This window comes from Paraburkholderia sp. FW306-2-2C-D06C (genome assembly GCF_058781505.1).
Window position 1 is genome coordinate 1 of record NZ_JBYSWU010000005.1, and the last position, 19,830, is coordinate 19,830.

The window sequence follows — 19,830 nt, forward strand, 5'->3', positions numbered from 1 at the left end:
CCCGCAGGAAGTCCCCCGCCCCGAAGGAAGTCCCCTTGGCGGATTGTGGGATTGCCCTCTCGGGGGGCCTGTCGCGCAGCGACAGGTTTGGGGGCGCTCAACTATACCAACCGCGTCCGGATGGATCACGCTAGAGCGGCACGCCGCCACGCATCCAGGCCGGCGTAACCAGGGCCGGACGACATGGAAGCCAAACCTCCCCGCCGCACCCGCGAACGGATACTCGAACTGTCGTTGAAACTGTTCAACGAAATCGGCGAGCCGAACGTCACCACGACGACGATCGCCGAGGAAATGGAAATCAGTCCAGGCAACCTGTACTACCACTTCCGCAACAAAGACGACATCATCAACAGCATCTTCAGTCAGTTCGAGCAGGAGATCGAAAAGCGTCTGCGTTTCCCCGACGACCACCGCGCGACCATCGACGAAATGTGGTCGTACCTGCAGTACATGGTCGATTTCACCTGGCGCTATCGCTTCCTGTATCGTGATCTGAACGACCTGCTGGCGCGCAACCGCACGCTCGAAACACACTTCAAGCAGATCATCAGCCACAAGGTGCGCTTTGCGAGCCAGTTCTGCGAGCAGCTCGTGGCCGACGGCGAAATGGTCGCCACACCCGAAGAACTGCACGTGATCGCGACCAACATCGGTGTGATCGCAACTTACTGGCTGTCGTATCAGTTCGTGATGAACCCGCGCAAGTACAACGAGCAGGAAGCGATTCGCGCGGAACTGCATCAGGTGAGCGTGCAGATCGTTTCGCTGATGGCGCCTTATCTGCGCGGCCGCTCGCGGCAGATTTTCGACGACCTCGTGTCGGGCAAGCTGCCCAAGCGCGAGTTCTACGATTACCTGCCGCCCAAGGAAGGCGCCGCGCCCCGTAACGAACCGAAGGACGTTTGAGCATGAAGTCGGTGTGTGTATATTGCGGCTCCTCCGACGGAGTCAAACCGCTGTATGCCGAAGCCGCGCGCGCGTTCGGCCGGGCGCTGGTCGAAGCCGATCTCGCGCTGGTGTACGGCGGCGGCAAGGTGGGCCTGATGGGCGTGATTGCCGATACGGTGATGGCCGAAGGCGGCCGCGCGATCGGCGTGATTCCCGAGCTGCTGGTCAACAAGGAAGTCGGCCATAACGGCCTGACCGAACTGCATGTGGTGCCCGACATGCATCAGCGCAAGAAGATGATGGCCGACCTGTCCGACGCGTTCGTCGCGCTGCCGGGCGGCGCGGGCACGCTCGAAGAGCTGTTCGAGGTCTACACGTGGGCGCAGCTGGGCTATCACCAGAAGCCGGTGGCACTGCTGAATATCGACGGCTTCTACGATCCGCTGATCAATCTGCTCCAGCACACGGTGGACGAAGGCTTCATGCGGCAGACCTACTTCGACATCCTGCAAATCGATGCCGATCATGTCGCGCTGATCGGCAAGCTGCAGCGCTATCAGCCGCCGGCCCGCGACAAATGGGCCATCAAACGCGAAGCGGTTTGATGGCCACGGCCCGCGTTGCGGGCGCCGAATAGTCCGCGCGTTCTGCACGGGCTGCGTTCACACGATGAGGTTGCGATGACGAAAGCCGTTCTGATCACCGGTGGCAGCCGCGGCATTGGCCGCGCAACCGCGCGCTTGCTGGGCGCGCGCGGCTGGTCGGTCGGCGTGAACTATGCGCATAACCTCGCGGCCGCGCAGGAAACCGCCGCGGAAGTGGAGCGCGCAGGCGGCCGCGCACTGCCGATCGCCGGCGACGTCGCCGGCGAAGCCGATGTGATCGCGATGTTCGATGCCGTCGAGCGGACCTTCGGCCGGCTCGATGCGCTCGTCAACAATGCCGGCATCGTCGCGCCGTCGATGCAGCTCGCCGATATGGAGCTGGCGCGTCTGAAGCGCCTGTTCGACGTCAATGTGCTCGGCGCCTATCTGTGCGCGCGCGAAGCCGCGCGCCGGATGTCGAAAGACCGCGGCGGCGCGGGCGGCGTGATCGTGAATATCTCGTCGGCGGCGGCGCGTTTGGGCTCGCCGAACGAATACGTCGATTACGCGGGCTCGAAAGGCGCCGTCGACACGATGACGATCGGCCTCGCCAAAGAACTCGGCCCGCAGGGCGTACGCGTGAATGCCGTGCGTCCCGGCCTGATCGACACCGAAATCCACGCGAGCGGCGGCAAGCCTGATCGCGCCGCCCAACTCGGCGCGCAAACGCCGCTCGGCCGTGCCGGCAGTGCCGATGAAGTCGCCGAGACGATCGTCTGGTTGCTGAGCGATGCCGCCTCGTACGTAACGGGCGCGCTGCTCGACGTCACCGGCGGACGCTGAGCGCCCTCTTCCTCACCACGTCTCCTCTGAGCCACGGGCCCGGGCCATTTCCGCGGCCGCGCCTCCCTTCTCAAGTACGAATTCCCGTCGATCCGACGCGGAATCGGCTCCATTTGTTCGAAAACGCCCCATACCTTCACTTTTTCCGTAATCGACCGTAATAAACTGGGACTACAATCGCGGCGGAACCTATTCCGCCGCATGCGGCGCACCACAGTCAAAGCGTAAGTTCGCGGCCCACGCCGCCGCGTTCGGTGACCAGAGATTCTTCATGCACGAAAACCCATCCGCGCGCTGGCGCACGGGGCACGCCTCAGCCGCGCCGTCGGCGCCGGCAGGGGCTGCCGACACTGCGCCGGAGCGCACGCACGCTGCTTCTGCGTCCATCGCCGACAGCGACGCGGGCTCGTTGGACCGCGCCGCTGCGGCAACGGCGACTGCGACCGCCGCGCCCGCGGCCCCCGCGAGCCCCGCCGAGCGCATCTCGCGCGGCGCCCAGCGCCTGCGCGCGCTCACCGCGACCCGGCCGTTGATGTGGCTCGCCGCGCTCGCGATCCTGTGCGCATGGCTCCTGCCCGGCATCTTGGGCCATGAGCCGTGGAAACAGGACGAGACTTACACGTTCGGGATCATCCAGCACATGCTCGACACCGGCGATCTGATCGTGCCGACCAACGCGGGCCAGCCTTTCGTCGAAAAGCCGCCGATCTACGACTGGGTCGCCGCGGGACTCGCCTGGCTGTTCGGCCGCTACCTGCCGTTGCACGATGCGGCGCGCCTCGCGAGCGCGCTGTTCGCCGGATTGACCGTCTACTACACCGCGCGCGTCGCCCGCCGCGCGGTCGCCGCGTCGCGCTGGCTCGATGTGCGCGTGATCGGCACGCTCGCGTTGTTCGCGAGCACGCTCGTCGTCATCAAACACGTGCATGACATGATGACCGACGTCGCGCTGATGGCCGGCGCCGCGCTCGGGTTCTGCGGCCTGTTCGAGCTGGTGCTGCTGCATCTGCGCGATGAAGCCCGGTTGCTGCCGGTCGACGAACGCCGCCGGCGCCACGCCATGCTGAGTGCCGCAGCGATGTTCGGCGCCGGCGTCGGCGTGTCGCTGCTGGCCAAGGGCTTGTTCGTGCCGCTGGTGTTCGGCGCGACCACCTTTGCGGTGCTGGTGCTCTATCCCGCCTGCCGCAACCGCAGCTTCGCAGGCGCGCTCGGCATAGCCGCCCTCGTCTGCGCGCCGTTCGCGCTGATCTGGCCGATCTGCCTCTATCTGCGCTCCGAAGCGCTCTTCAGGATCTGGCTGTGGGACAACAACATCGGCCGCTTCTTCGGCTTTTCGGTAGCGGAACTCGGCTCTGAAAACGAGAGCCATCTGTTCGTGCTGCGCACTGTGCTGAGCGTCGGCTTTCCAGTCGTGCCGCTTGCATTGACTGCGCTTGCCGGTGGTGCGTGGCGCCGCTGGCGCGATCCGCGCGTCGCGCTGCCCGTGATCTTCGCGGGCACCGGCTTTGCGGTGCTGCAAAATTCGGCGACGATTCGTGAACTGTACATCCTGCCGTTCATCGCGCCGCTTGCGCTGCTGGCGATGCAGGGTATCGAAAAGCTTCCGCAGCGTCTGCACACAGGCTGGGACATGGTAAGCCGCGTGCTGTTCGGCAGTGTGGCGGCGCTTGCGTGGATCGTCTGGTCGATCATGAGCCGCCCTGTCGATGCCCACGGATCGCTGCACCGGCTTGGCCGCTGGTTGCCGCTCGACTGGGTGATGCCGGTCAAACCCGGCCTGATCGCGGCCGGCCTGCTGCTGACCCTCGGTTGGCTGTGGCTGCTGCCGGTGTTCAAGTACACCGGCAAATGGCGCGGCGCGCTGAGCTGGTGCGCGGGCGCGATCGTCGCATGGGGGCTGGTGAGCACGCTGCTGCTGCCGTGGCTCGACTATGGGAAGAGTTATCGTTCGGTGTTCGAAAGCCTTGGCGCCCGCATGAATATCAAATGGAACGACGGCGATTGCATGGCCAGTCACGGCCTGGGCGAATCGGAAGCGCCGATGCTGTACTACTACACCGGCATCGAGCATCTGCCGACGACGAATACCGAAACGACGGCATGCACCTGGCTGATCGAGCAGAGCCGCCGCAACGATGCCCGCACGCCGCCGGGCGATTGGCGCCTGTTCTGGTCAGGCGCGCGTCCGGGCGACAACGACGAACTGCTGCGTGTGTTCGTGCGGACGCCGGCGCCGGTCGCACGGGGCAACTCAGGCGCTTCGCCGGCGCAGCGATAAGCCATGGGCCAAATCGGCTCAGAACGAGGAACCGGGTTCTTGCAGGAAGGCGATTTCTTCGGCGGTCGAAGGCCGTGCAAGTATCGCGTTGCGATGTGGAAAACGTCCGAAGCGTTCGATGACTTGCGCGTGTCTGAGCGCGGATGAGTAGTAGGACTCGCCGCCTGGTTCGGTGGCGAGCTGCTTGAACAGACGCAGCGATTCGTGCTGGCTGGCGAGGGTTTCGTCGTGTTCGAACGGCAGATAGGCGAATGCGCGGTGATGCACGGTCGGCAGTAAGCGGTCGGCGCCGGTTGCGATCATGTGTTGCGCGGCGCGCAGCGCCTTTTGATCGGCGGCGAAAGCGCGAGGCGTGTTGCGGTGGCAGTTGCGGGAGAATTGATCGAGGATGATGATCAGCGCCACTGCACCGAGGGGAGTTTCTTTCCAGCTGTCGAGGACGTCCTGATCGCGGGCTGCGTCGATCAGTTTGCCGAAGCGTTCCAGCAGCACCGCGTCGAACGCTTTATCGCGGGAAAACCACCGCTTGTGCGCCTCGCCGAAGGTAGGCGAGTTCGGCGCGCCGAACCAGCAGTCCAATGCTGCGCGGGCTTGCGGATCGAGCGCGGCGTAGTCCGCCGCGGTTGCGTAGGTTTTCATTTGCAGGGGCCCCGGTTTTTATAACCTGAACTTCCCCACCATCAACTTCAAGCCTCGCGCCTGATCGTCCAGCGACCGGGCAGCCGCAGTAGCCTGCTCCACCAGCGCCGCATTCTGCTGCGTACCAGAATCCATCTGCGTAACCGCAAGGTTGATCTCTTCGATCCCGGCGCTCTGCTCGGCAGAAGCGGCCGAAATCTCCCCCATGATATCGGTGACGCGCTTCACGGCTTTGACGACTTCGTCCATCGTCTGCCCGGCGTCCTGGGCCAAAGTCGATCCGTTACTCACCCGCTCGACCGAGGTATTGATCAGCCCCTTGATCTCCTTGGCAGCCGCCGCGCTGCGCTGCGCCAGATTCCGCACTTCGGCGGCGACCACGGAAAACCCGCGTCCCTCTTCACCCGCCCGCGCAGCCTCGACCGCCGCGTTCAACGCCAGAATATTGGTCTGAAACGCAATCCCCTCGATCACGCCAATGATGTCGCCAATACTCCGCGCGCTATCGTTGATCTCATTCATCGTGACGACCACGCGGCTCACCACCGCGCCGCCCTTCTCCGCAATCTCGGAAGCGTTATCGGCGAGCGTGCTCGCCTGCTTCGCATTGTCGGCGTTCTGCCGCACCGTCGACGTCAACTGCTCCATGCTGCTCGCGGTCCGTTCGAGCGCCATCGCCTGTTGCTCGGTGCGCTGCGACAAGTCGAGGTTGCCCATCGAAATCTCACCCGACGCAGTCGCAATCGCATCGGCGCTCGCGGCAATATCGGAGACGGTGGTCGAGAGGCCGCTCTGCATGTCGTGCAGCGCATACAGCATGCTCGACTTGTCCTTGCGGCCCAGCACGATCTGATTTGACAGATCGCCCGCCGCGATCCGGCTGGCAATCTCCTTCGCGTATCCGGGCTCGCCGCCGAGCTGCGCGCCAAGGCGCCGCACCACCCATTCGCTGATGCCGAACGCCAGCACGATCAGCGCAATCGTCATGACCGCGATCATCACGAACGACGAGTGGTAGATAAAGCCGGACGCCTCGATGGTGGCCTTCGCCGCCGTGCCGCGCTGCGCGACGAGTTCGTCGACGAGTTTTTCGAGCTTGCCGGTTTCGACCAGCAACGACACGTCCTGCGTGCCGACCTGCCAGTTCATCTGCGACAGATCGAGCGGCTGCGCTTTCACCAGCGTCACGAAATCGCGCAGATGGGCGCTCCACGTCGCGACGGCCGCGGCGAATTTCTTCTGCTGATCGACGGCCGCGGCGTCGGAAGCTTCGACGTACTGCTGCAGCGTGCCGAGTTGCGCGGCAAGACCGCTCAGGCCCTTGTCGATGTCGGCGCCGAGTTCGTCGCGCTCTTTCGCGGTGGTCGCGGTCAGCAGCATTTTTTGCGCGCGGCTCGCGCGCAGCATGTAGCCGCGCGCCTCTTCGGCGGCGCGGCTGGCGACGTGCCCCTGCTCGTAGATCGACTGCGCGGAACCGTTCAGCCGGCTGATCTGGGCCAGCGAGAACACGCCGATCGCGAGCGTGCCGATCAGCAACACGGCAAACGCGAGGCGCAACGTCGCCTTCACCGACAGGCCCTTGAGCCGTACGGCACGCGCCCGGCCACCCTGCCCACGCGATTGCGGCTTGCCCGCCGCTTCTCCCTCCGGTACGAACCCCGCGCCCGTCTGGCCACTCAGCGAAACTGCTTTCATATTCCTCGTCCCCACGTGTCGAACTGCCGGAAAGGTCGGTTCCGGCATTGCTTCTTATCTCTCCGGGTCTACGGCATGAACGTCTGCGATCTTTAGCGCCGCTCGCCTTCATGCCAACTGCGTGTCACCCGGTCCTCGACGCGCCGCCTCGTAAGCCACGCGCCCGCGACCGTTTTATACATGGCCAAAAATACCCAGGCCGTATTTTCAGGACGACTTGCCAGCCGCGCCGACGCGTGGCAGGACAGTCGCCCACAAGCACCGCTGTGGTGCCGCTCACTCCCAATTCCGGCGAATTGACGACACCCAAAGTGTCTGATTCACGACAAAACTTGTCCTTACAATTCGCGCGAGCCACATTAAACTTGGACGAATAGCTGTTTACGCCGGACGCCGCGTCGAAATGCCGCGGCCTCAAAACCAGCAATGACGACGCACCGGCAGCCTTGATTCGCTACCCGCCATCCCTTTTCATCTCTCTCATCTAGCGCATGGAAACAAGCCTCGAAAAAAGAAGCGCCCTCGCCGGCGCGTCAGCCGGCGCCGCCAGTTCCGGCCACACCGCCGCCGCGCAGCCAGCCGCCAAGGTCCAGCGCACGGTCTATTCCGTGCTCGGTGCGATCAGCTTTTCGCACCTGCTCAACGACATGATCCAGTCGCTGATTCTGGCCATCTACCCGATGCTGAAAGACAACTTTGCTTTGTCCTTCGGCCAGATCGGCCTGATTACGCTGACTTACCAGATCACCGCGTCTTTGCTGCAACCGCTCGTCGGCATCTATACCGACAAGCATCCGAAGCCGTATTCGCTGCCGGTCGGCATGGGTTTCACGCTCGCCGGCCTGCTGCTGATGTCGGTCGCGCCGAACTTCGGCGTGCTGCTGGTCGCGGCGGCGCTGGTGGGCTGCGGCTCGTCGGTGTTCCATCCGGAGTCGTCGCGGGTGGCGCGGATGGCCTCGGGCGGCCGTCACGGTCTCGCGCAATCCCTGTTCCAGGTGGGCGGCAATGCGGGCTCGTCGCTCGGGCCGCTACTCGCCGCATTGATCGTGATTCCGCACGGCCAGCGCAGCATTGCGTGGTTTTCGGTGGCGGCGCTGGTCGCGATCGTCGTGCTCACGCAGATCGGCCGTTGGTACAAGCAGCATCCGTCGGTCAGGAAGGCGCGCAGCCAGGCCGGCCACGCGACGCTGTCGCGCAACAAGGTCATGTTCGCGATGGGCATTCTGATCCTGCTGGTGTTCTCGAAGTACTTCTACCTCGCCAGCATTAACAGCTACTTCACCTTCTATCTGATCGACAGGTTCCATCTGCCGGTGCAGGCCGCGCAGGTCCATCTGTTCGTATTCCTCGCGGCGGTGGCGGCGGGCACGGTGATCGGCGGTCCGGTCGGCGACAAGATCGGCCGCAAGTATGTGATCTGGGTGTCGATTCTCGGCATCGCGCCGTTCACGCTGCTGCTGCCGTACGCCAACCTGTTCTGGACCGGCGTGCTGACCGTGATCATCGGCGTGGTGCTGGCCTCGGCGTTCTCGGCAATTCTGGTCTACGCGCAGGAACTGATCCCCGGCAAGGTGGGGATGGTGGCGGGCCTGTTCTTCGGTTTCGCGTTCGGCCTGGGCGGAATCGGCGCAGCCGTGCTCGGCCAGTTGGCCGACGTCACCAGCATCGCTTATGTGTACAAGGTCTGTTCGTTCCTGCCGCTGATCGGCGTGTTGACGGTGTTTCTGCCGGATCTCGAAGGCAAGCGCGCGAAAGCATGACGGCCGCTTCATCTGCGCCGCATCACCCGGGCGTATGACCCGCCCGCCGCTCTCCGCTGTCCGCTCTCGCAGCGGAAGGATCGCCGCCGATGCCAAGCTACCGCGACTTCCAGCGCCGTACGATCGAGAACCCCGAAGACTTCTGGCGCGACCAGGCGCAGCGGATTCATTGGGAGACGCGCGCGCCGGCATCGTGCCGCGTGATGCCGCATGATGGCGCGAAAGGCGCACGCCGACGCTCAATCCGCGCGACGCGCCTCCAGAAAGCGCCGCAGGATCGCATTCGAATACGTCCCGGCGATCTCCGTCAGAAACGACACGAACGACTGCGGCGCATGATCGTCCGCGGTATCGGAAATGGTCCGCACGATCGCGCACGGCACGCCGTATTCGTGGCAGACCTGCGCGATCGCCGCGCCTTCCATCTCAACGGCCAGCGCATCGGGCAACGCATCGCGCAAGGCCTTGAGGGCCACCGCGCTGGCGACGAACTGATCGCCGCTGATGATCAGCCCGCGATGCACCCGCGGTTCGCGCGTGCCAAAGCGCGCCGCCGACGCCGCGCCTTCTTCGGCGACAAAGCGCTCGCACGCGGCAGCGAGTTGCGCGGCGAGCGCCGCATCGGCGGCAAAACGGGACATGCCGAGCAGAGGCACTTCAAAGCGCGGAAACAGCGGTGTTGCGTCGAGATCGTGCTGCAGCAGCGCATTCGCGACGACGATATCGCCGATCCGCACTTCGGTCCCTACGCCGCCTGCGACGCCCGTGAACACGACCGCCTCGACATCGAACTCATGTATCAGCGCGCTGACGGTTGCCGCCGCCGCAACCTTGCCGACCCGCGCGAGCGTCACGACGCACGGCGCGCCGTGCACGGTGCCGAGGTGATAGTCGCGCTGGCCGTGCGTGATGGTGCGCACCCCGGATTCGCCGCGCATCGCTTCGATCAGATCGCCCAACTCCTGCGGCAGAGCCGCGAGAATGCCGAGCGGACGGTGCGTAACAGGAGCGCCGCTATGGGCGGTATTGACGTCGGTATTGACGTCGGTATTCACACCAGCTGAACTCATTCCACCGCCTGCAGTTTGGCGACCGCGAGCGCCAGCCACTTCTCGCCGTGCCGCTTGAATTTGACTTGCGCCTTGGCGTCGGTGCCGCCGCCTTCGAGCGCGGTGATCGTGCCTTCGCCGAACTTCGTGTGAAACACCTGCTGGCCGACGCGGAAACCGGTTTCCGCGGCGCGCTGTTCGTTGGCAAAGGCCGGCAGCGGCGCCGAGGTCGACGTCGACGACCCGCCCGTATAGCCCTGCTGACGATCCGGCCGCGCGAACCAGTCGCGCCCATAACCGGCGTTATCCGACCGGCCGCCCCAACGCGCGCCCGCCTCGACCTTCGGCGTGAGCCACTTGAGGGTTTCCTGCGGCAGTTCGTCGAAGAAGCGCGAGCGGATGTTGTAGCGCGTCTGGCCGTGCAGCATCCGGCTCTGCGCGAACGACAGATACAAACGCTCCTTGGCCCGCGTGATCGCCACGTACATCAGACGGCGCTCTTCCTCCAGACCGTCCGATTCCATCGCGCTGTTCTCGTGCGGGAACAGCCCCTCTTCGAGACCGGTGATGAACACCGCGGTGAATTCCAGGCCCTTGGCCGCGTGCACCGTCATCAGCTGCACGGCTTCCTGACCGGCTTGCGCCTGGTTGTCGCCCGCTTCGAGCGAGGCGTGCGACAAAAATCCGGCGAGCGGCGTCATCGTGTCCGGGTTTTGCGCCGGATCGGCCATGCCGGGCGCATCCAGCACGACGGTATTCGGATCGTCGGTGGCGACCGCCAGTTCCGGCGCCGCGGTGGCGCCCGGGCGCAACGGGATCGAACGCGCCGGCGTATCGATGCCGTAGCCTTCTTCGCTGACGAACGCAGCGGCCGCGTTGACCAGTTCCTGCAAGTTCTCCAGCCGGTCCTGGCCTTCGCGCTCGTTCTGATAGAACTCCGCGAGCCCGCTCGTGCGGACCACGTATTCGACCGTTTCCGGCAGGCTCATCTGCTGCGTTTCCGCGCGCATCTTGCCGATCAGGTTCGCGAAACCGGCGAGGCTCGAACCCGCCTTGCCCGCGACATACGGGATCGCCGCGGCCATCGAGCAGTTGTAGGGACGCGCCGCGTCCGCGAGTTGCTCGATCGACCGCGCGCCAATGCCGCGCGTGGGGAAATTGACGACGCGCGCGAACGCGGTGTCGTCGTTCGGATTGTCGATCAGGCGCAGATACGCGAGCGCGTGCTTGACTTCCTGACGCTCGAAAAAGCGCAGACCGCCGTACACGCGATACGCGATGCCCGCATTCACCAGCGTGTGTTCGATCGTGCGCGACTGCGCGTTGCTGCGGTACAGAATCGCGATTTCGCTGCGCGACGTGCCCGTGCTGATCAGCGCCTTGATTTCCTCGACGATCCAGCCGGCTTCCTGCGAATCGGTGGCGGATTCATAGACGCGCACCGGTTCGCCGTGACCGGCATCGGTACGCAGATTCTTGCCCAGACGGCGCGAGTTGTTGGCGATCAGCTGATTGGCCGCATCGAGAATATGGCCATGCGAGCGGTAGTTCTGCTCGAGCTTGATCAGATGCCGGACCTTGAACTCGTGTTCGAAGTCGCGCATGTTGCCGACGTTCGCGCCGCGGAATGCGTAGATCGACTGATCGTCGTCGCCGACCGCGAAGATCGAATTCGTCTGCCCCGCAAGCAGCTTGAGCCACGCGTATTGCAGCTTGTTGGTGTCCTGGAACTCGTCGACCAGAATGTGGCGGAAGCGCGCCTGATAGTGGGCGCGCAGCGGCGGGTTGTGCGCGAGCAGCTCATAGCAGCGCAGCAGCAGCTCCGGAAAATCGACGACGCCTTCGCGCTGGCATTGCTGGTCGTAGGCTTCGTAGAGTTCGACGAATTTGCGGTTGAAGTTGTCGGTGGCGTCGACGTCTTTCGGACGCAGGCCTTGTTCCTTGGCGTTGTTGATGAAGTACTGGAGATTTTTCGCCGGGTACTTTTCATCGTCGATGTTGAGGCCTTTCATCAAACGCTTGATCGCGGAGAGCTGGTCCGCGGTATCGAGAATCTGGAAGGTGGCCGGCAAGCCGGCGTCGCGATGATGTGCGCGCAGCATGCGGTTGCACAGACCGTGGAAGGTGCCGATCCACATGCCTCGTGTGTCGATCGGCAGGAGCGCCGAGAGGCGCGACATCATTTCGCGGGCGGCTTTGTTCGTGAAAGTCACCGCCAGGATGGTCGCGGGCGATGCCAGCCCATGCTGGATGAGCCACGCGATGCGCGTGATCAGGACACGGGTTTTGCCGCTGCCCGCGCCGGCGAGGATGAGCGCCGGCTCGTTTGGGAGCGTGACCGCGGCGTGTTGTTCGGGGTTTAGATTGGCTAGCAGATCGGGCATTTTTCTGGAGGGACGGCAAGTGCGTTCGACATTATATGCCCCTGGGCGGCTGGGGTTTTTTTGGTTCTTCTGCCGGTTCTTCCGCCTTGCGCGGCGGCATGGCGGTTCGCTCGCGAAGCCGGGTTTTTTGCTCATTTTCCTTGCGCGGCGGCCTTCTTCCCGTGCGCCGCAGGCAAAACCGCATTGCCGCCGCCCAACGCAAAAAATCCAGCCAAAACCCGGCGCCGCGGTCGCCTGCCTACCCCGCCGCTTATAATCGAGCATTCTTTGCATCTTTCAGCAGATCGACAAATGAGCGAGACCCCGAGCGACACCACCTCCATGCTTGCCAAAAGCTTCGAGCCCCACACCATCGAAGCCCACTGGGGCCCCGAATGGGAAAAGCGCGCCTACGCGGCGCCCTCCTTCAACGAGAACAAGAAAAACTTCTCGATTCAACTACCGCCGCCGAACGTCACGGGCACCCTTCACATGGGCCATGCGTTCAATCAGACGATCATGGACGGCCTCACCCGCTATCACCGCATGCTCGGCGAAAACACCCTGTGGGTGCCGGGCACGGACCACGCGGGCATCGCCACGCAAATCGTGGTCGAGCGCCAACTTGACGCCCTGGGCATTTCGCGCCACGACCTCGGCCGCGAAAAATTCACCGAACGCGTCTGGGACTGGAAGCAGCAATCCGGCTCGACCATCACGAATCAGGTGCGCCGCCTCGGTGCGTCGATCGACTGGTCGCGCGAATACTTCACGATGGACGACAAAATGTCGGCCGCCGTGCGCGACGTCTTCGTACGGCTGTATGAGCAGGGTCTGATCTATCGCGGCAAACGCCTCGTGAACTGGGACCCGGTGCTGCTCACCGCCGTCTCGGACCTCGAAGTGGTCAGCGAAGAAGAAAACGGCCACCTCTGGCATATCCACTACCCGCTCGCGGACGGCTCCGGCCATCTGACGGTCGCCACCACGCGGCCGGAAACCATGCTCGGCGACACCGCCGCCATGGTCCATCCGGAAGACGAACGCTACGCGCACCTGATCGGCAAAACGATCAGGCTGCCGCTCACCGGCCGCGAAATCCCGATCATCGCCGACGACTACGTCGACCGCGAATTCGGCACCGGCGTCGTGAAAGTCACGCCCGCGCACGACTTCAACGACTATCAGGTCGGCCTGCGCCACAAGCTGCCGCAAATCGAAATCCTCACGCTCGACGCGAAGATCAACGACAACGCGCCGGAAAAATACCGCGGTCTGGACCGTTTCGAAGCGCGCAAGCAAGTCGTGGCCGACCTCGAAGCGCTCGGCCTGCTCGAGTCGGTCAAGCCGCACAAGCTGATGGTGCCGCGCGGCGACCGCACCAGCGTCGTGATCGAGCCGATGCTCACGGACCAATGGTTCGTCGCGATGAGCAAGCCGGCGCCGGAACGCACCTTCAATCCGGGCAAGTCGATCGCGGAAACGGCATTGGACGTGGTCCGCAGCGGCGAAATCAAATTCGTGCCGGAAAACTGGACCACGACCTACTATCAATGGCTCGAAAACATCCAGGACTGGTGCATCTCGCGCCAGCTCTGGTGGGGCCATCAGATCCCGGCGTGGTACGGCGAAAACGGTGAAATCTTCGTTGCCAAAACGGCAGAGGAAGTCCGCGCCAAGGCCGCCGCGGCCGGCTACACGGGCGCCTTGAAGCGCGACGAAGACGTGCTCGACACGTGGTTCTCCTCGGCGCTGGTGCCGTTCTCGTCGCTCGGCTGGCCGAACGAGACGAAGGAGCTGAAGCACTTCCTGCCGTCGTCGGTGCTGGTCACGGGCTTCGACATCATCTTTTTCTGGGTCGCGCGCATGGTCATGATGACCACGCACTTCACCGGCAAGGTGCCGTTCGACACGGTCTACGTGCACGGCCTCGTGCGCGACGCCGAAGGCCAGAAGATGTCGAAGAGCAAGGGCAATACGCTCGACCCGATCGATATCGTCGACGGCATCGATCTCGACTCGCTGGTCGCCAAGCGCACCACCGGTCTGATGAATCCGAAGCAGGCCGCGTCGATCGAAAAGAAAACCCGCAAGGAATTCCCGGACGGCATTCCGGCCTTCGGCACCGACGCGCTGCGCTTCACGATGGCGTCGATGGCCACGCTCGGCCGCAACGTCAACTTCGATCTGGCGCGCTGCGAAGGCTATCGCAACTTTTGCAACAAGCTGTGGAATGCCACGCGCTTCGTGCTGATGAACTGCGAAGGCCACGACTGCGGTTTCGGCAAGCCGGAGCAATGCGGCGAATGCGGCCCGGACGGCCACCTGAATTTCTCGTCGGCCGACCGCTGGATCGTCTCGCACCTGCAACGCGTGGAAGCGGAAGTCGCCAAGGGTTTCGCCGACTATCGCTTCGACAATGTGGCCAACGCCCTATACAAGTTCGTGTGGGACGAATACTGTGACTGGTACCTCGAACTCGCCAAGGTGCAGATCCAGACGGGTCAGCCGAACCAGCAGCGCGCCACGCGCCGCACGCTGCTGCGCGTGCTCGAAGCCGTATTGCGCCTCGCGCATCCGGTGATTCCGTTCATCACCGAGGCGTTGTGGCAAAAAGTAGCGCCGCTGGCCGATCGTTATCCGCAGGGCAAGGCGGAGGGCGAAGCGTCCATCATGGTTCAGCCCTACCCCGTTGCGGAGCCGTCGAAGCTCGACGAGAACGCGGAGCAATGGGTGGCGGACCTGAAGGCAGTCATCGATGCGTGCCGGAATCTGCGCGGCGAGATGAATCTGTCGCCGGCGACCAAGGTGCCGCTGCTCGCGACCGGCAACGCCGAGCGCTTGCGCACCTTCGCGCCGTACGCTCAGGCGCTGGCCCGTTTGTCGGAAGTGCAGATCATTGCCGACGAGGCGACGCTGGATGCGCAGGCGGATGGCGCGCCAATTGCTATCGTAGGGAGCGACAAGCTGGTGTTGAAGGTGGAGATCGACGTGGCCGTCGAGCGCGAGCGTCTGTCGAAGGAGATCGCGCGGCTTGCCACGGAAGTCACCAAATGCAATGCCAAATTGCAAAATGAAAGCTTTGTAGCAAAGGCGCCGCCCGCAGTCGTTGAGCAGGAGCAGAAAAGGCTGGCAGAATATGCAACCACTATCGGCAAGCTGAAAGCTCAACTGGCGCGCCTGCCGGCTTGATCGAAGGCTTCGTGTCCGCCCCTCGCGGGTGGGCGCGAACCCGAAGCTAAACCAGAGGACTCAGGGTACTCACATGCTAAAAGTTACAAAGGCGGTATTTCCGGTAGCAGGTCTCGGCACCCGGTTTCTCCCTGCCACGAAGGCAAGCCCGAAGGAGATGCTGCCGATCGTCGACAAGCCGCTGATCCAGTATGCAGTGGAAGAGGCGATGGCAGCCGGCATTACCGAAATGATCTTCGTCACGGGCCGCAGCAAGCGCGCGATCGAAGACCACTTCGATAAGTCATACGAAATCGAGGCGGAACTGGAAGCGCGCGGCAAGGACAAGCTGCTGGAACTGGTGCGCAGCATCAAGCCGAGCCATGTGGATTGCTTCTACGTGCGCCAGCCGGAAGCGCTCGGCCTCGGCCATGCGGTGATGTGCGCCGAAAAACTGGTGGGCGACAACCCGTTCGCCGTGATCCTCGCGGACGACCTGCTGTACGGCACGCCGCCCGTGATGACGCAGATGATCGAGGTGTTCGACCACTATCACAGCTCGGTGATCGGTGTCGAAGAGATCCCGGCCGCGGAAACGAAGTCGTACGGCATCGTCGACGGCAAGGAGTGGGAAGACTCGATCATCAAGATGTCAGGCATCGTCGAAAAGCCGGAGCCGGAGGTGGCGCCGTCGAATCTCGGCGTGGTGGGCCGCTATGTGCTGAAGCCGCGGATCTTCGAACATCTGCGCGCGTTGAAGCCGGGCGCGGGCGGCGAATTGCAGCTGACGGACGCGATCCAGTCGCTGCTCGCCGACGAACAGGTGCTCGCGTACAAGTACCACGGCACGCGTTTCGACTGCGGCAGCAAGCTCGGTTACCTGAAGGCGACGGTGGAATTCGCGCTGCGCCACCCGGAAGTGGCAGCGGATTTCGAAGAGTATCTGCGTACGCGTTCGCCGGTGCTGGAAGGCTGAACGGCGACTCGCCGGGATGCGTGTCTGACCCCGGCACGAAGTAAAAAAGGCGCTGTGCCTCGCATTCGCGGGCACAGCGCCTTTTGATTTGGGCGCCAGACGGTTTGGGTTTTGCGCAACTCAGTGCTGTTGAGTCAGCGGCCGCATTAACGCCGGCGCATCAAGAACGTAAAAATCTTGTCTTGCGCCGAGCTTTCGACGATTTCATTGCCGGTTTGCTTCGCGAACGCGGCGAAATCGCGTTGCGAGCCTGGATCGGTGGCCAGCACCTTGAGAATCTGGCCGCTTTCCATGTCGGCGAGCGCCTTCTTGGCGCGCAAAATGGGCAGCGGGCACATCAGCCCGCGCGCATCGACTTCCTTGTGAATCTGAATTTGCATCGACGATGACCCTCGGGATGAGGCGTCGCGCACGACGCCGGACAGAGGGTCAAATTCTACCGCAGGGATTGGTTGGCCGCTGGGCGTGACAGCAGGATGACGGTTTTCGTTTTTGTGGTGCCGCGGTGGTGCCACGCGGCAAACATCACAGCACCACCGCCTCACCGCTTTGCAGCGACGCCCGCAGCGCCATCCCGATCCGCGTAGCCTCGAGCGCATCGGCGAGCGTCGCGCCGCTCTGTCCTCCGCCCTGCACCGCCGCGACGAACGCACGCGCCTCATGCAGAAACGCATCCTCGAATCGATCGAAGAAACTCGGCGTGCACTCGTTGCGAATCCCGCTCGCGTCATAAATCTCGATGCGATTTGCACGCGGGTTGTGCCCGATCGCCAACGCACCGGCCGTGCCGATCACTTCGCTATGCGTATCGTTGCCGTGCGCTTGCGTGCGCGACGCGTAGAACATCGCGAGCTTGCCGTCCTCGAACTCGCAGATCGCCACGCCGTTATCCACGTCGCCGAATTCGCGCAAGCCTTCGTGCAACGCGACCGTGCCCGTCGCGAACACGCGTTTGGCGCGCGGTTTGCCGAGCAGCCAGCGGGCCACGTCGATATCGTGCACGGTGCAGTCGAGAAAGATGCCGCCGGAGGTCGCCGCGAAACGCACGAAGAAACCATCGGTGTCGTTCTTGTCGGTGGTCTGCGAGCGGACCAGGAAAGGCCGGCCAATCGCCCCCGCCTCGATCTTGTCGAACGCGTCCCTGTAGCTCGGATCGAAACGGCGCATGAAGCCGATGGTCGCCTGCAGATGCGGATAGCGCGCGGCTTCGGCCAGCACGCATTCGCACTCGGCAAGATCCAGCGACAACGGTTTCTCGCAGAACACGTGTTTGCCGGCGCGCAGCGCATCGACGATCTGTTGCGCGTGCAACGACGAAGGCGTGACGAGCCACACCGCATCCACCTCGCGATCGGCGAGCAGGTCCGCGTAATCGGCGTAGAGACGCGGCTCGGGCAACGTTTCGCGCGCCCAGGCCCGTTCCTCTTCAACCGGACTGCACGCGGCCACGAGCGCCGCGCCCGGTACGCGATACGCCAGATTCTCCGCGTGGCGCTTGCCCAGACGCCCCAAACCGACCACGCCCAACCGAAGCCGTCCGCTAGCCGCCGTCATCACGACACCTCGCCGAGTTTCACCGCACGTCCTTCGCGCCACGAGCGCGTGGCGGCGTCGGCAAGTTCGAGCGCTTTCAGGCCGTCGGCGACGGTCGTGCGAACCGGCTTGCCGTGCGTAATCGCATCGAAGAAATGGGCGATTTCCAGTGCATACGCCGCGCGATAGCGTTCGAGGAAAAATGCTTCGGGCACGTCGCTCGACACCTCGGTTTTCGAATACGCGACGACTTCGGTGGGCCGCACATTGCCTGCCTGCAACATGCCCGCGCTGCCGAGCACTTCGAAGCGCTGATCGTAACCATACGCCGCGCGGCGCGCCGTATTGATCTGGCACAGGCGGCCACGCTTCGTGCGGATCGTCACCGCGGTCGAATCGATATCGCCCGCCCCGGCAATCGCCGGGTCGCTCAAACAACTGCCGGTGGCGTGCAGCGTGTCGGCTTCGTCGTCGAGAATCCAGCGGAAGATGTCGAAGTCGTGAATCAGCATGTCCTTGAAGATGCCGCCCGAATGCCTGATGTATTCGACCGGCGGCGCGCCCGGATCGCGGCTCGTCACCACCAGCATTTCCGGCGTGCCGATCTCGCCTGCGTCGACGCGCGCTTTCAATGCGGAGAACGTCGGATCGAAACGGCGCTGGAAACCGATCATGCACGCCACGCCCGCGCGCTCGACTGCTTCGGCGCACGCACGCGCGCGCTCCAACGTCAGGTCCACCGGTTTCTCGCAGAACACATGCTTCTTCTGCGCGGCGGATTGCATGATCAGATCCGCGTGCGTGTCCGTGCTCGAACAGATCACCGTTGCACCGATCGACGCATCGCCCATCGCGCCGTCGATATCCGCAACCTGCGCGCCATGTTCGGCGGCGAGCGCCGCAGCCGCCTCCCGATTCACGTCGACCACATACTTGAGCCGCACGCCCGGTTGCCGCGCAAGATTCGCCGCGTGAATCCTGCCGATGCGCCCCGCGCCGAACACCGCCACATCGATCGTCTTGCCGCCTGCCGTTTCAGTCATCGTATCCTCCAGTGTCTTTGGATTCTTCTACGTTCAATTCGAGCTTGTACGCGAGCGCAATGAACAACGCCTGGCACAAACAGATCGTGCTGGTCAGCGAGCGGAACGCAAACGCGCTGCCCTCTTTCACATACAGTTGGGTGGTTGCATAGCGCGCGAGCGGCGACAGCTGGCTATCGGTAATCACCAGCGTCTTCGCCTGATGATGGTGCGCCACGCGCAAGCAGTACTGTGTTTCCTTGCCATAAGGCGCGAAGCTGATCGCGATCACCACGTCGCCCTTCTTGACGCTGCGGATCTGCTCGCGATACATGCCGCCGAAACCCGACACCAGATGCACGCGCTTGGGCGTGTGCTGCAACGCGTAGACGATGTAGCTCGCCACCGGAAAAGAGCGCCGCACGCCGATCACGTAGATGTTCTCGGCCTGTTGCAGCATCTTCACCGCGGCGTCGAACTGCGTGTCGTCGAGACCGGCCTCGAGTTCTTCGAGACCGCCACGCGAAGCCGCGATGAATTCGCGCGCCACCGAGCCGCCGGACAACGCGCCGGGCTTCTCGTCGATCAGCTTGCGAATTCTCTGCTGATAACTCGGCGACGACGTGCCCTGCCCCGTATACGCCTGACGAAACACCGCCTGCAAATCGGAGAACCCGGAGAAACCGAAGCGTTGCGCGAAGCGCACCACCGCCGAAGGATGCACGCCGCAGCTCGCGGCGATATCGCTGGTGCGATCCACCATCACGCTCGCGCGATGCTGCTCGATATACGTTGCGACGCTCTTCAACTGACGCGGCAACGCTTGGTAGTTTTCCGCGATGCGCTGCATCAATTCCTCGACGCTCGGCAATTCTTCGGTGCTCTCTTGCGCCATGGCTCTCTCTTCGTGGCTCTATTGCGGTGCCGCAGAGCCGTTGCAGGCCCGCCGCACGGCGTGTTGACGCTGCCGATTATAGGCAGGCGCCGCATCAAATGGAATGTATTTTCCATTTTTATTTGTCATGA

The 19,830-nt window shown here is 63.7% G+C and carries 15 protein-coding genes and 1 pseudogene; 8 read left to right on the forward strand and 8 right to left on the reverse strand.

The window, feature by feature from the left end:
- The first annotated feature begins 183 nt into the window (after positions 1-183).
- The 4 genes from AC3WLT_RS05090 to AC3WLT_RS05105 all read left to right on the forward strand — a co-directional run bounded on the left by AC3WLT_RS05090 (position 184) and on the right by AC3WLT_RS05105 (position 4,596).
- Positions 184-909, forward strand: coding sequence for a TetR/AcrR family transcriptional regulator (locus AC3WLT_RS05090; RefSeq protein WP_492590827.1), 726 nt, complete (start codon positions 184-186; stop codon positions 907-909).
- A 2-nt stretch (positions 910-911) separates the two neighbouring features.
- Positions 912-1,496, forward strand: a complete 585-nt coding sequence (locus tag AC3WLT_RS05095) for an LOG family protein (protein WP_492590828.1) — start codon at positions 912-914, stop codon at positions 1,494-1,496.
- A 75-nt stretch (positions 1,497-1,571) separates the two neighbouring features.
- Positions 1,572-2,318, forward strand: coding sequence for an SDR family oxidoreductase (locus tag AC3WLT_RS05100; RefSeq protein WP_492590829.1), 747 nt, complete (start codon positions 1,572-1,574; stop codon positions 2,316-2,318).
- 271 nt (positions 2,319-2,589) lie between these two features.
- Positions 2,590-4,596, forward strand: a complete 2,007-nt coding sequence (locus tag AC3WLT_RS05105) for an ArnT family glycosyltransferase (protein WP_492590830.1) — start codon at positions 2,590-2,592, stop codon at positions 4,594-4,596.
- 18 nt (positions 4,597-4,614) lie between these two features.
- Here the strand turns inward: AC3WLT_RS05105 and AC3WLT_RS05110 are convergent, their stop codons facing one another.
- Both AC3WLT_RS05110 and AC3WLT_RS05115 read right to left on the reverse strand, forming a co-directional pair.
- Positions 4,615-5,235 (reverse strand): DUF924 family protein, encoded by a 621-nt coding sequence (locus AC3WLT_RS05110; protein ID WP_492590831.1) that lies wholly within the window; start codon positions 5,233-5,235, stop codon positions 4,615-4,617.
- Positions 5,236-5,253: 18 nt separating this feature from the next.
- Entirely contained in the window at positions 5,254-6,930 is a 1,677-nt protein-coding gene (locus tag AC3WLT_RS05115; protein WP_492590832.1) for a methyl-accepting chemotaxis protein, read from the reverse strand.
- A 491-nt stretch (positions 6,931-7,421) separates the two neighbouring features.
- Between AC3WLT_RS05115 and AC3WLT_RS05120 the strand changes: the two genes are divergently transcribed.
- Together AC3WLT_RS05120 and AC3WLT_RS05125 are read left to right on the forward strand one after the other, a co-directional pair.
- Complete coding sequence (locus tag AC3WLT_RS05120) at positions 7,422-8,690, forward strand: MFS transporter (RefSeq protein WP_492590833.1); 1,269 nt, start codon at positions 7,422-7,424, stop codon at positions 8,688-8,690.
- An 89-nt stretch (positions 8,691-8,779) separates the two neighbouring features.
- A pseudogene (locus AC3WLT_RS05125) lies at positions 8,780-8,869 on the forward strand (acetyl-coenzyme A synthetase N-terminal domain-containing protein); the annotation flags it as partial.
- Between the two features lie 60 nt (positions 8,870-8,929).
- On the opposite strand, the gene AC3WLT_RS05130 reads toward AC3WLT_RS05125, so the two are convergent.
- Together AC3WLT_RS05130 and AC3WLT_RS05135 are read right to left on the reverse strand one after the other, a co-directional pair.
- Entirely contained in the window at positions 8,930-9,760 is an 831-nt protein-coding gene (locus AC3WLT_RS05130; protein WP_492590834.1) for a 5'-methylthioadenosine/adenosylhomocysteine nucleosidase, read from the reverse strand.
- Positions 9,757-12,123, reverse strand: coding sequence for a UvrD-helicase domain-containing protein (locus AC3WLT_RS05135; protein WP_492590835.1), 2,367 nt, complete (start codon positions 12,121-12,123; stop codon positions 9,757-9,759). The genes AC3WLT_RS05130 and AC3WLT_RS05135 overlap by 4 nt, the downstream gene beginning before the upstream one ends.
- Before the next feature lie 291 nt (positions 12,124-12,414).
- On the opposite strand from AC3WLT_RS05135, the gene AC3WLT_RS05140 reads away from it, so the two are divergent.
- Both AC3WLT_RS05140 and galU read left to right on the forward strand, forming a co-directional pair.
- On the forward strand, positions 12,415-15,294 hold the full coding sequence (locus tag AC3WLT_RS05140) for a valine--tRNA ligase (RefSeq protein ID WP_492590836.1): 2,880 nt from the start codon (positions 12,415-12,417) through the stop codon (positions 15,292-15,294).
- A gap of 73 nt (positions 15,295-15,367) precedes the next feature.
- Positions 15,368-16,249 carry a UTP--glucose-1-phosphate uridylyltransferase GalU gene (gene galU, locus AC3WLT_RS05145; RefSeq protein WP_492590837.1) on the forward strand — a complete coding sequence of 294 codons (882 nt, stop codon included), beginning with the start codon at positions 15,368-15,370 and terminating at the stop codon, positions 16,247-16,249.
- Between the two features lie 146 nt (positions 16,250-16,395).
- On the opposite strand, the gene AC3WLT_RS05150 is transcribed toward galU, so the two are convergent.
- From AC3WLT_RS05150 to AC3WLT_RS05165, 4 genes are all read right to left on the reverse strand, one after another.
- Positions 16,396-16,623, reverse strand: a complete 228-nt coding sequence (locus AC3WLT_RS05150) for a sulfurtransferase TusA family protein (RefSeq protein WP_115102597.1) — start codon at positions 16,621-16,623, stop codon at positions 16,396-16,398.
- 151 nt (positions 16,624-16,774) lie between these two features.
- Positions 16,775-17,803, reverse strand: coding sequence for a Gfo/Idh/MocA family oxidoreductase (locus AC3WLT_RS05155; RefSeq protein WP_492590838.1), 1,029 nt, complete (start codon positions 17,801-17,803; stop codon positions 16,775-16,777).
- On the reverse strand, positions 17,803-18,825 hold the full coding sequence (gene iolG, locus AC3WLT_RS05160; RefSeq protein ID WP_492590839.1) for an inositol 2-dehydrogenase: 1,023 nt from the start codon (positions 18,823-18,825) through the stop codon (positions 17,803-17,805). The genes AC3WLT_RS05155 and iolG overlap by 1 nt, the downstream gene beginning before the upstream one ends.
- Positions 18,818-19,699, reverse strand: a complete 882-nt coding sequence (locus tag AC3WLT_RS05165; RefSeq protein ID WP_492590840.1) for a MurR/RpiR family transcriptional regulator — start codon at positions 19,697-19,699, stop codon at positions 18,818-18,820. The genes iolG and AC3WLT_RS05165 overlap by 8 nt, the downstream gene beginning before the upstream one ends.
- Between the last annotated feature and the right edge of the window lie 131 nt (positions 19,700-19,830).